General features: G+C 72.8%; 9 protein-coding genes and 1 rRNA gene. 5 read left to right on the forward strand and 5 right to left on the reverse strand.

The features are described 5' to 3' along the window. Positions 1–190: 190 nt before the first annotated feature. From ACFY9E_RS12265 to mtnA, 4 genes are all read right to left on the reverse strand, one after another. Entirely contained in the window at positions 191–2,020 is a 1,830-nt protein-coding gene (locus ACFY9E_RS12265) for an LpqB family beta-propeller domain-containing protein (RefSeq protein WP_390981978.1), read from the reverse strand. Beyond that, the gene (gene mtrB / locus ACFY9E_RS12270; protein ID WP_390981980.1) at positions 2,010–4,205 is read right to left on the reverse strand and encodes an MtrAB system histidine kinase MtrB; all 2,196 of its coding nucleotides are present in this window, start codon (positions 4,203–4,205) and stop codon (positions 2,010–2,012) included. Before mtrB ends, ACFY9E_RS12265 begins: the two co-directional genes overlap by 11 nt. Position 4,206: 1 nt before the next feature. Next, on the reverse strand, positions 4,207–4,896 hold the full coding sequence (gene mtrA / locus ACFY9E_RS12275) for a two-component system response regulator MtrA (RefSeq protein WP_009188938.1): 690 nt from the start codon (positions 4,894–4,896) through the stop codon (positions 4,207–4,209). Between the two features lie 233 nt (positions 4,897–5,129). Next, entirely contained in the window at positions 5,130–6,278 is a 1,149-nt protein-coding gene (gene mtnA / locus ACFY9E_RS12280; protein ID WP_390981983.1) for an S-methyl-5-thioribose-1-phosphate isomerase, read from the reverse strand. Between the two features lie 140 nt (positions 6,279–6,418). Between mtnA and ACFY9E_RS12285 the strand changes: the two genes are divergently transcribed. Genes ACFY9E_RS12285 through ACFY9E_RS12305 form a run of 5 tightly spaced genes read left to right on the forward strand, consistent with a single transcriptional unit; the run spans position 6,419 to position 12,041 of the window. Beyond that, positions 6,419–7,777, forward strand: coding sequence for a hypothetical protein (locus tag ACFY9E_RS12285; RefSeq protein WP_390981985.1), 1,359 nt, complete (start codon positions 6,419–6,421; stop codon positions 7,775–7,777). A 4-nt stretch (positions 7,778–7,781) separates the two neighbouring features. After that, entirely contained in the window at positions 7,782–8,549 is a 768-nt protein-coding gene (locus tag ACFY9E_RS12290) for a DUF4129 domain-containing protein (protein WP_390981988.1), read from the forward strand. Further along, on the forward strand, positions 8,546–9,742 hold the full coding sequence (locus tag ACFY9E_RS12295; protein WP_390981991.1) for a DUF4350 domain-containing protein: 1,197 nt from the start codon (positions 8,546–8,548) through the stop codon (positions 9,740–9,742). The genes ACFY9E_RS12290 and ACFY9E_RS12295 overlap by 4 nt, the downstream gene beginning before the upstream one ends. After that, complete coding sequence (locus ACFY9E_RS12300; RefSeq protein WP_390981993.1) at positions 9,742–10,731, forward strand: AAA family ATPase; 990 nt, start codon at positions 9,742–9,744, stop codon at positions 10,729–10,731. The genes ACFY9E_RS12295 and ACFY9E_RS12300 overlap by 1 nt, the downstream gene beginning before the upstream one ends. After that, entirely contained in the window at positions 10,731–12,041 is a 1,311-nt protein-coding gene (locus ACFY9E_RS12305) for a DUF58 domain-containing protein (protein ID WP_390981996.1), read from the forward strand. The genes ACFY9E_RS12300 and ACFY9E_RS12305 overlap by 1 nt, the downstream gene beginning before the upstream one ends. An 80-nt stretch (positions 12,042–12,121) precedes the next feature. Here the strand turns inward: ACFY9E_RS12305 and rrf are convergent. Next, positions 12,122–12,213: ribosomal RNA gene (rrf, locus tag ACFY9E_RS12310) — 5S ribosomal RNA — on the reverse strand; the annotation flags it as partial.

The following is a 12,213-nucleotide window of genomic DNA, read 5'->3' on the forward strand; positions in this document are numbered from 1 at the left end:
GCGAGTGAAGCCCGCAGGGCGACGCCCGCACCAGGCTTGACCCCCACGAACCCCGCCCCACACCAGCGGCAGCCCGGTGAACCGCCTCGCCCGAACGCCGACGGCCGCCCCTCCCGAGTCGACCCTCGGCAGAAGCGGCCGCCCGCGTTCAGCACACCCCGGCCACACCCGCCGCCGGGACGCTCACACCTCACCCCGGATAAACCGGCGCCGTCCCCTCCGTCACCTTCTGCCACTGCTCGCCCGACGGCAGCCGGACGATGCCGTCCACCGAGTACGCCACCAGCGGCAGCTGGTCGTCCTCGGCGGCGGTGACGTCCTTCACGCCGGTCAGGGCCGCGGGCGCCGGCACGTCCGGCGTGGAACCGTCGACCTGGACGTATCGCATCTGCTCGACGCCCCCGTGCTCGCGCCCGACCACCACGAGCCGGCTGTCCCCGGCCCACGACATGGCCGTGACCTCCTCCAACTGCGGTGTCGCGGAGCGCAGTTCCACCACACTGACGGCCGGCTCACCGCCCTGCTTCTCGCCCCGCTCGATCAGCCCGATGAGCAGGGTCTTCTTACCGCCCTTCTCCACGACGAGCGCGATCCGCACCCCGTCGGCGGCCACCCGCACGGACTGGATCCGTCCGTCCAGGTGCGGCATGCGCACCTCCAGCGGATCGCCCTTGCCCTCCTGGAGGAGGAGCAGCCGGGGACGGTCGGGGTCGCGGTCGGCCACCCACAGACCGTCGTCCGCGTCCCAGCTGGGCGTCGTCAGCCGCTGGTTCTCGGCCCCGCCCTGGCTGCGCAGCACCGGCTCGCCCAGCGAACCGCCCGAGACCAGCGAGCCCACGTACAGCGACTTGCCGTCGAGGCTGACACCGGCCGCGGTGTGCTCGTCGCGCGAGACCGCCACCGACCGCAGCGCCGTGTCACCCTCGCCGAGCGCCCCCGGTGCCGGTTCCGGATCGGTGTCGCTGTTGCCCGCGGCGATCCGCACGAGCCGGTGCTTGCCGTCGAGGAAGTACAGGTAGTCCGGGTGCCGCGCCGAACTGCGGGAAGCCGCCGCGTCGGCCGCTCCCTGCGTGAGCGAGCACAGCTCCGTCCCGTCGGCCCGCAGTTCGACCTCGTCCACCGCCGGGCTGAGGTTCCGCAGCGTGAAGAGCATCTGGGCGGCCATCTCGTCGCACCGGTTGGTGCCGATGCCCGCGGCCTTGTCGTTGAGCGGGACCGTCAGCTTGTTCCGGTCGTCGGGCGCCAGCGCCCCGGCGTCCTTCGCCAGCGCCGTACCGGTGGGGAAGCTCGACCTGACCACGGGCCCCAGCCACCGCGTGGGTCCCTTGAGCAGGGAGCTCACCATCTGCGTCATGGGCTCCACCCGCCGGCGCACGTAGACGGGGTCGGCGACCGCCGTGGGCTGCGACTTCGATCCGGCCGCGTCGGTGTTCGAAGCGAAGTAGTACTTGCTGACGGACATGTAGTTGCGCTGAAAGTCCGACTCGCCCATCACGACACCCTGCGGCAGCGCGTCGATCCGCCACTGCCGCTTGTCGTCCTGCGTCAGGTGCACGCTGCGGCCGTACGCCCCGGTCGCGGGCGCGTACGCCTGCTGCGCGTCGACGGTGGCGACCTTGGTGCCGGTCAGCATGTACGAGATCTCGCCGCTGTCCTCCCCACCGCCGCCCGCCTCGGGCTTGGCGCCCGGCCCGTCCGCCAGCACGGTGGCGGACGCCTCGGGCCGCCAGGTCTTCGCGGCGTCGCCGGTCAGGTACTGGCGTGCCGTCTTGTAGTGCGGATCGTCACTGGTGAGCGCCTCCAGGAAGCCCTGCACGATCTCCGAGGGCGGCGCGTCCTCCCCCGGCGGCACGGCGAACACCCGCACCTGCGTCTCCTGGCGCGGGGTGGACTCCACGCCCCGCAGATCCCCGCTGTCCGGCATCGAGGCGCACCCCGCCAGCACCAGAACGCCACCGGCGGCGTACGCCATCACGCGCGCGGGCCTGCGCCGGCCGCGCCCCTCGCGGTCAGCGCCCACGAGATGCCTCCCCTTGCCTGTCCACGCCCCCGGGCTCGGTCTCCCGGCCGCCCGGCCCCGCGGAGCGGTTGTCCTCGTCCCGCGGCCTGTGCACGACCGTTTCCCGAGCCTGCCCGGCACGGCCGCCGGCACCCTCGTCGGGCCCCGTCTCCTCCGGGCCGCTCACACCCCCGCCTGAAGCGGACTGTTCCGCCCCGGCCGGTTCGTCCTGCCGCCGTGTGCCCGAGGCGGGCCTGGGCACCACGCGCGAACCGTTGCCGGGCAGCGCCGTCGGATCCGCCGTCGGAGAAACACGCGGCGGTATCGGGTCCCGCTTCGTGGCCTGCGACACCGGACCGCTCACCGGCTGCGCCGGCACCGTCGCCCGCTTCTCGTCGTCCCCGCCGCTCGGCAGGCCGGCGTCGTCGAGCCCCCGGTTGCGCCGCGAGTCCTTGGGCTCCAGCGGTATCGGCGAACCACGCAGCGGCTCGTCGGCGGTCCTGGGCAGCGTCAGCCGGAACTGCGAACCGCCCCCCGGCTCGCCCCACGCCTGCAGCCAGCCACCGTGCAGCCGCGCGTCCTCCAGGGCGATCGACAGCCCCAGACCCGTACCACCGGTGGTACGCGCGCGTGCCGGGTCAGCCCGCCAGAAGCGGCTGAACACGCGGGTCGCCTCGCCCGGCTTCAGCCCGACCCCGTAATCCCGCACCGCCACGGCGACGGCACCACCGGCCGCGGCGAGCTTCACGACGACGTCCTTGCCCTCACCGTGCTCGACGGCGTTGACGACGAGGTTGCGCAGCACCCGCTCCACGCGCCGGGCGTCGGCCTCGGCGACGACGGGCTGCTGGTCCCCGAGGACCCGGACGCGGGTGCCCTTGCGCTCCGCGAGCGGCTCGGCCCCGCTGACCACCCGCCGCACGACGTCCCTGAGGTCTATCGGCTCCGCCTCCAGCGCCGCGGCGCCCGCGTCGAACCGGCTGATCTCCAGCAGGTCGGCGAGCAGCGACTCGAACCGGTCCAGCTGGTCGGCGAGCAGCTCCGCCGACCGGGCGGTCACCGGGTCGAAGTCCACACGCGCCTCGTGGATGACGTCGGCGGCCATCCGGACGGTCGTCAGCGGCGTACGCAGCTCGTGCGACACGTCCGACACGAACCGGCGCTGCATCCGCGACAGGTCCTCCAGCTGGCTGATCTTCAACTGGAGGTTCTGTGCCATCTTGTTGAAGGCCTCCCCGAGCCGCGCGATGTCGTCCTCGCCGGTGACCTTCATACGTTCCTGGAGCCGCCCGGCCGACAGCCGCTCGGCGATCCCCGCCGCCATCCGCACCGGCGTGACGACCTGCCGCACCACGAGCCAGGCGATGGCCCCGAGCAGGACGACGACGAACAGCCCGGCCGTCGCCAGCGTGCCCTTGACCAGGCTCAGCGACTTCTCCTCCTGGGTGAGCGGGAAGAGGTAGTAGAGCTGGTACGGGTCGCCGTTGGGGTCGCTGACCTGCTTGCCGATGACCAGGCCCGGCTGGGAGTCCTTGGCCGCGTTGTTGTAGGTGATGCGGGTGTAGCTCTGCGCGGCCGTCGTACTGCTGTCGATCCGCTCGCGCAGGTCGGCGGGCACGCTCCTGCTCCAGTCCACCTCGCCGGAGGCACGCTGCCCACGGCCGCCCGCGCCGTCCGCGCCGGAGGCCGGTAGGGTCACCACTTCGAAGGCGCCCTGGCCGCCGCTGGACAGCGAGGAGACGAGTTCGCTCATCCACGGGCCGACATTCTGCGCGGGGCGCCCGTCCGACGTGGCGATGTCGGCGCCGGTGCCGCTCGCCGCCTCGTCGGCCCGCTGCCCGGCCACCGCGAACCCGCCCGTGGCCTGGCTCTGCGACGCCTTCACCTTGGCGTCCAGCAGGCCGTTGCGCACCTGCCCGATGACGACGAAACCCAGCATCAGCACCACGCCGAGCGACATCAGCAGCGTCGTGACGACGACCTTGAGCTGGATGTTGCGCCGCCACAGCCGCATGACGGGCAGCAACGGCCGGCGCACCCACCGCATGAACAGACGGATGACCGGACTGCCCTGGACGCCGCCCTGGAGCAGCAGCCCGCTCTCCAGGAACCGCGCCCAGCGGGAGCCGGATTTCTTCCGCCCGACAGGCCGCTCCGGGCGGGCCCCGGACCGGCCGGGCGCCGAAGCGGCACTGTCGCCGGACATGTCAGCTCGGCCCTGCCTTGTACCCGACACCACGGACGGTCACCACGATCTCCGGCTTCTCCGGGTCCTTCTCGACCTTGGAGCGCAGCCGCTGCACATGCACGTTGACCAGCCGCGTGTCCGCCGCGTGCCGGTAGCCCCACACCTGCTCCAGCAGCACCTCGCGCGTGAACACCTGCCACGGCTTGCGTGCCAGCGCGACCAGCAGGTCGAACTCCAGCGGCGTCAGCGCGATCGACTGCCCGTCCCGCTTCACGGAGTGCCCGGCCACGTCGATGACCAGGTCACCGATGGCGAGCTGCTCCGGAGCGGGCTCCTCCGACCTCCGCAGCCGCGCCCGGATGCGGGCCACCAGCTCCTTCGGCTTGAACGGCTTCACGATGTAGTCGTCGGCACCGGACTCCAGGCCCACGACGACATCGACGGTGTCGCTCTTCGCGGTCAGCATCACGATCGGCACGCCCGACTCCGCCCTGATCAGGCGGCACACCTCGATGCCGTCCCGGCCGGGCAGCATCAGGTCGAGCAGCACCAGATCGGGCTTGGCCTCGCGAAAAGCGGCCAGCGCCTTGTCGCCGTCGGCCACGAACGACGGCTCGAAACCCTCACCACGCAGCACGATGCCGAGCATCTCGGCCAGTGCGGTGTCGTCGTCGACGACAAGGACTCGTCCCTTCATAAACGACATCATCCCATTCTCATAACAGTGGCGAAGGCAGTGGTGAGGTAGCTCACCGGCCAGTGACCATAGTCGCAGCAAGCGCTACTGTCTGCCCTCGCCCGCCCGCCGATGATCTCGACGCGGACGGGACCCGCCCGGTTTCCGGGCCCCTCAGGGGCAGGGAAGACCGCAGAACCGAACGGACGAGAAGCGAAGGTGCCCGGAGCCCGCCCCGCCCCGCGCACCCTCCGCAACCGCCCTGCTCAGTCCGCCGACACCCGTCGCGACCGCGCACACACCTCGGCGAGTGCCTCAGCCGTCACAGGCGAAACGACACCCTCCTCCGTGACGATCGCCGTCACCAGCTCGGCCGGAGTCACGTCGAACGCCGGGTTGTACGCCTGCGTCCCCAGCGGCGCCACCGGAATCCCGCCGCCCGCCTCCGCACCGGCCACCGGCACCTGCGGCGCGGTCACCTCCGTCACCTCGTGCCCCGGCCGCTGCTCGACCTCGATGGACGCACCGTCCGCGGTGTCCAGATCCACCGTCGTCACCGGCGCCACCACGATGAACGGCACATGGTGGTAGCGCGCCAGCACCGCCAGCGGATAGCTCCCGACCTTGTTCGCCACCGAACCGTCCGCCGTGATGCGGTCCGCCCCGATCAGCACCGCGTCCACCTCCCCGGCGGCGAACAACGACCCCGCCGCATTGTCGGTGAGCAGCGTGTACGCCATCCCACTGCGGGCCGCCTCGTACGCCGTCAGGCGAGCTCCCTGCAGCAACGGCCGCGTCTCGTCCACCCACAGCCGCCGCAGCCGCCCCGTGCGGTGCGCCGCGAGCGCCACCGCGAACGCCGTCCCCTCTCCGCCCGACACCAGCGAACCGGTGTTGCAGTGGGTGAGGATCCGGTGCCCGCCGCCGGGCAGCAGCTCGTCGAGCAACGCCAGCCCGTGCTCGGCCATCCGCCCACTGGCCTCGGCGTCCTCCCGGTGCAGCTGCCGCGCCGCGGCCAGCGCCGCCGCGGCCGCCTGCCGGACGTCACCGCCCTCGGCGAGCGCCGCCTGGTGAGCCGCCTGGGCCCGGCGCACCCCCACAGCCAGGTTCACCGCGGTCGGCCGGGCACTCGCCAGCGCGGAGGCGGCCTCGTCCACGTCGAAGCCCCGCACGGCCGCGAGCGCGACCCCGTACGCCCCCGCGATGCCGAGCAGGGGTGCTCCGCGCACGGCGAGCGAGCGAATCGCCTCCACGAGTGCGGACGCGTCCGTACAGACCAGTTCGACCTCCTCGACGGGCAACCTCGTCTGGTCCAGCAGGACCAGAACGGGGCCTTCCGGTGGCTCTTCCCAGCGGATCGCAGGGATGTCGGTCGGCCGCTTGTCATCGCCGCTGCGCGCGTACTGATCAGCCATGCCGTCAGTCTGCCCCCTATCCAGCGGACAATTGAAGGGACGCAGCCCATACCGCGGCCGGTCATTCGAAGACCACCCCATGGCACGATGGCTGCCAACCTGCCGCCGCGACCGCGGACGGGCACCGTGAAGGAGCGACGATGAACGACACTCCGGGCTGGGCCTCGCCCGGATCCGCCCCGTCCGACGGGCAGAAGCCGGATCAGTCCGGCCCTGCCGAGCCCACCGACCGCCCCGGACCCGCACAGCCCGCGGACCAGCCGGCACAGCCCGGCCAGACCTCGCAGGGCCCCGGCCCGCAGTGGTCCAAGGAGCAGCCGCCACCGGCCCAGTGGTCCGCCCCCAGCGGCCCGGCCGTCCCCGGCCAGGCCCCCCCGCCCCCGCCGCCCGGCCCGGGCTGGGGCAGCCAGCCTCCCGGCGGCCACGGTCCCGGCGGATACGGCCCCGGAGGCCGACCCGGACACGGCGCCCCCGGCGGCTGGGGAAGCGGCTGGGGCGGCCCCCCGCCCGCCGCCAAGCCCGGCGTCATCCCGCTCCGCCCGCTCGGCGTGGGCGAGATCCTCGACGGCGCGGTCTCCACCATGCGCACCTACTGGCGCACGGTCCTGGGCATCTCGCTCACCGTCGCCGTCCTCACCGAGGTCATCGTCGTCCTGTTCCAGGGCCTCGTCCTGGACGACTCCACCACCGACGCCCTCAACGATCCCAGCGCGACCCTCAGCGAGCTGACCCGCGCCATGGGCGACGCCATGCTCAACTCCACCGTCGTCTTCGTGATCTCCCTGGTCGGCACCGTCATCGCGACCGCGCTGCTCACCACCGTCACCAGCCGTGCCGTCCTCGGCAAGTCGGTGACCATCGGGGAGGCCTGGCGGGACGCCCGCCCTCAGGTCCTCAAACTGTTCGGCCTGATCTGCCTCTTGCTGCTCATCACAGCCGGCATCGTCACCGTGGGCACCCTGCCTGGCATCCTCGTCGGCGTCGCCGTGAACGGCGGAGCAGGGGTCGCCCTGACCGTCCTGGGCGTCATCGGCGCCGGCATCGTCGCCCTGTGGCTGATGATCCGCTTCTCCCTCGCCTCGCCCGCCCTCATGCTGGAGAAGCAGGGCATCAAGAAGGCCCTGCTCCGCTCCGTCAAGCTGGTCCAGGGCACCTGGTGGCGGATCTTCGGCATCCAGCTGCTCGCCACGCTCATCGCGAACGTCGTCGCCTCGATCATCGTCATCCCCTTCACCCTCCTCGCCGCGGCCCTCAGCGGCGACGGCCTCACCGGCTGGCTCAACACCGGTGTCGGCAGCCTCGGCTGGACGTTCCTCATCATCAGCGGCATCGGCTCGGTGATCGGCTCCATGATCACGCTCCCGATCACGGCAGGCGTCACCGTGCTCCTGTACATCGACCAGCGCATCCGCCGCGAGGCCCTCGACCTCGAACTGGCCCGCGCCGCAGGCGTCCAGGGCTACGGCTCCCCCGCCCCCGGCGCCACTCCGGGGAGCTGATGCGGTGAGCAGGGCGGGGGAACTTCTCACCACGGCGCTGCCACGCGCCGGGATACGGACGCTGCTGAGCGCCGGCGACACACCCCTGCTGTCGCCGGCCCGCTCCGCCGACGATCCGCCCCTCACCATCCCGCGCGACCCCGCCCGCGAGGCGGCCCGGCGCGAGCTGTCCAAGCGGATGTACCACGAGGACGACCCCAGCCTGTTCCAGCGCGCCCTGGACGCCTTCTGGGACTGGCTCGGCAAACTCTTCAACGCCACCTCGTCCGCCACCCCCGGCGGCACACTCGGCCTGATCGTCATCATCCTGGCCGTCATCGCGCTCCTGGCCGCCCTGTGGTGGCGCCTGGGCACCCCCCGCCGCCAACCCACCTCCTCCGCCGCCCTGTTCGACGACCGCCCCCGCAGCGCCGCCGACCACCGCGCCACCGCCGAGGCACACGCCGCACAGGGCCACTGGAACCAGGCCGTCCAGGAACGCATGCGGGCCCTCGTCCGCGCCCTGGAGGAACGCGCCCTCCTCGACGTCCGCCCCGGCCGCACCGCCGACGAGGCCGCAGCCGAAGCCGGCCGCGCCCTGCCGGCCCACACCGACCGGCTGCGCACCGCCGCCCGCGACTTCGACGACGTGACGTACGGCGGCCGCTCGGCGACCGAGCAGTCGTACCATCGCATCGCGGAACTCGACCGCGACCTGGAACGCACCAAGCCCCAGCTCACGGCGAGCAGCGCGAGCACGGCCCCCAACAGCAGCCAGGGAGCCGCCGAATGACCACCGAGGCCACCCTCTCCTCCACCTCGGCCTCGCCCACCGCCCGCCAGGTGTGGACCCGTGCCCGCGGGATCGCGCTCGCCCTCGTGGTGCTCGTCGTGGGAGCCGTCGCCATCGCCGTCATCCGCTCCGACGCCCGCCACGGCGAACTCGACCCGCGCTCCGCCGACCCCAACGGCAGCCGCGCCGTCGCCGAACTCCTCGCCGACCGGGGCGTGGACACCCGGGTCGTCACCAGCCTGGACGACGCGGCCTCCGCAGCCGGGCCCGACACCACCCTCCTGGTGGCCGTCCCCGACCTGCTGACCCCCCGTCAGCAGACCAGGCTGCACCGCGCGTTCGCCGACTCCCGCGGCCGCACCGTCCTGGTCGCCTCCGGCAGCGCCTCCATCGAACGGCTCGCCCCCGGCGTCACCGCCGACCCCGCCACCAGCCTCGACTCGACGCTCTCCCCGGACTGCTCCCTGCCCGCCGCCCGGCGCGCCGGCACCGCCGAGACCGGCGGCGTCCGCTACACCACCACCCACCTCGGCGCGGACCAGTGCTACCCCAGCGAACGTCTGGCCACCCTGCTGCGCGTCCCGGACGCACGCGGGGACGGCGACATCATCGCCCTGGGCGCGCCCGACATCCTCCTCAACGACCGCCTCGACGAGCAGGGCAACGCCTCGCTCGCCCTCCAACTCCTCGGTTCCCGCCCCCATCTGGTCTGGTACCTCCCCTCGCTCTCCGACACGTCGGCCACCGACGCCGACGACGAACGCAGCCTCTTCGACCTGCTCCCCTCGGGCTGGCTCTGGGGCACCCTGCAGCTCTTCATCGCCGCAGCCCTGGCCGCCCTCTGGAGGGCACGCCGACTCGGCCCCCTCGTGCCCGAGAAACTCCCCGTCGCGATCCGCGCCTCGGAAACCGCCGAAGGCCGCGCCCGCCTCTACCGCAAGGCCGACGCCCGCGACCGCGCGGCCGACGCTCTTCGCTCCACCACCCGCACCCGCCTCGCCCCCCTCGTAGGCGTCCCCGTCACCCAGGCACACACGCCCGAGGCCCTGCTCCCCGCCCTGTCCGCCCACCTCCAGGGCGACGGCCGGGACCAGCACGCACTCCTCTTCGGACCACCGCCCAGCGACGACACAGCCCTCATCGCACTCGCCGACCGACTCGACGCCCTCGAAAGAGAGGTACGCCGTCCATGATGGACCCGACCACTGACAACGCCGGGCAGACCGGGGACCCGGGCACCGCCCGAGACGCCCTGGAGGCCCTGCGAGCCGAGATCGCCAAGGCCGTGGTCGGCCAGGACCCCGCCGTCACCGGCCTCGTCGTCGCCCTGCTCTGCCGCGGCCACGTCCTCCTCGAAGGCGTCCCCGGCGTCGCCAAGACCCTCCTGGTCCGAGCCCTCGCCTCCGCCCTCGAACTCGACACCAAACGCGTCCAGTTCACCCCCGACCTCATGCCGAGCGACGTGACCGGTTCCCTGGTCTACGACACCCGCAGCGCCGAGTTCTCCTTCCAGCCCGGCCCGGTCTTCACCAACCTCCTCCTCGCCGACGAGATCAACCGCACGCCTCCCAAGACCCAGTCGTCCCTCCTGGAAGCCATGGAGGAACGCCAGGTCACCGTCGACGGCACCCCCCGCCCCCTCCCCGACCCGTTCCTGGTCGCGGCGACCCAGAACCCGGTCGAGTACGAGGGCACCTACCCCCTCCCGGAAGCCCAGCTGGACCGCTTCCTCCTCAAGCTCACCATCCCCCTGCCGTCCCGCCAGGACGAGATCGACGTCCTCACCCGCCACGCCGAGGGTTTCAACCCGCGCGACCTCCGGGCCGCCGGCGTCCGCCCCGTGGCGGGCCCCGCCGACCTGGAAGCGGCCCGAGCCGCCGTCGCCAAGACGACCATCTCCCCGGAGATCACCGCCTACGTCGTCGACATCTGCCGCGCCACCCGCGAGTCGCCGTCCCTCACCCTCGGCGTCTCCCCACGAGGCGCCACGGCCCTCCTGTCCACCGCCCGCGCCTGGGCCTGGCTGACCGGCCGCGACTACGTCATCCCGGACGATGTGAAGGCACTCGCCCTCCCCACCCTCCGGCACCGCGTGCAGCTCCGCCCGGAGGCCGAGATGGAAGGCGTGACAGCCGACTCGGTCATCAACGCGATCCTCGCCCACGTCCCCGTCCCCCGCTGATGGCACTCACCGGACGCGCCGCCCTCCTCGCGGCCCTGGGCTCCCTCCCCGTCGGCATCTGGGAGCCCAGCTGGACGGGCATCCTGGCGGTCAACGCTCCCCTGGCCGCGGCCTGCGCCTGCGACTTCGCGCTGGCAGCCCCCGTACGCCGCCTCGGCCTGACCCGCTCCGGCGACACCTCCGTACGCCTGGGCGACACGGCGGACGTGACCCTCACCCTCACCAACCCGTCCCGCCGTCCCCTCCGCGCCCGGCTCCGTGACGCCTGGCCCCCCAGCAGCTGGACGCCGGGCACGGAAACGACGGCCTCCCGCCACCGCGTCACGGTCCCGCCGGGCGAACGCCGCCGCGTGACGACCCGCCTACGCCCCACCCGCCGAGGCGACCGCCAGACCGACCGCGTCACCATCCGCTCGTACGGCCCCCTCGGCCTCTTCGCCCGTCAGGGCACCCACAAGGCCCCCTGGACGGTACGCGTCCTCCCTCCGTTCACCAGCCGCAAGCACCTGCCGTCCAAGCTGGCCCGCCTGCGCGAACTGGACGGCCGCACCAGCGTCCTCACCCGCGGCGAAGGCACGGAGTTCGACAGCCTGCGCGAATACGTCCCGGGCGACGACACCCGCTCCATCGACTGGCGCGCCACAGCCCGCCAGACCACGGTCGCCGTACGCACCTGGCGTCCCGAGCGGGACCGCCACATCCTCTTGGTCCTCGACACCGGCCGCACCTCGGCTGGCCGCGTGGGCGACGCACCCCGCCTGGACGCCGCCATGGACGCGGCCCTCCTGCTCGCCGCCCTCGCCTCCCGCGCCGGCGACCGCGTGGACCTTCTCGCCTACGACCGGAAGGTCCGCGCCCTCGTCCAGGGCCGCACCGCAGGCGACGTCCTTCCCGCCCTGGTCAACGCGATGGCCCCGCTCGAACCGGAACTCGTCGAGACGGACGCCCGAGGCCTCACCGCCACCGCCCTGCGCACGTCGCCCCGCCGCTCCCTGATCGTCCTGCTCACGTCTCTGGACGCAGCTCCCGTCGAAGAGGGCCTGCTCCCGGTGCTCCCCCAGCTCACTCAGCGCCACACGGTCCTGGTGGCCTCGGTATCGGACCCGCACATCACCCACATGGCCAAGGCCCGCGGGGATGTCGATGCTGTCTACGAGGCCGCCGCAGCCGCCCAGGCCCAGTCGGAGCGTCACCGCACCGCAGAGCAACTCCGCCGCCACGGTGTCACGGTCGTCGACGCCACACCGGACGATCTGGCGCCGGCGCTGGCGGATGCGTATTTGGCATTGAAGGCGGCCGGACGCCTCTAAACGAAAAAGGGGCCCCGAAAGGGGCCCCTGAAACGCAGAAAACCCCCGCATCCGAAGATGCGGGGGTTTTCCCAAAAATTGTTCGGCGGCGTCCTACTCTCCCACAGGGTCCCCCCTGCAGTACCATCGGCGCTGTAAGGCTTAGCTTCCGGGTTCGGAATGTAACCGGGCG

It is taken from the genome of Streptomyces sp. NPDC012466 (assembly GCF_042955215.1).
Lineage (GTDB): Bacteria > Actinomycetota > Actinomycetes > Streptomycetales > Streptomycetaceae > Streptomyces.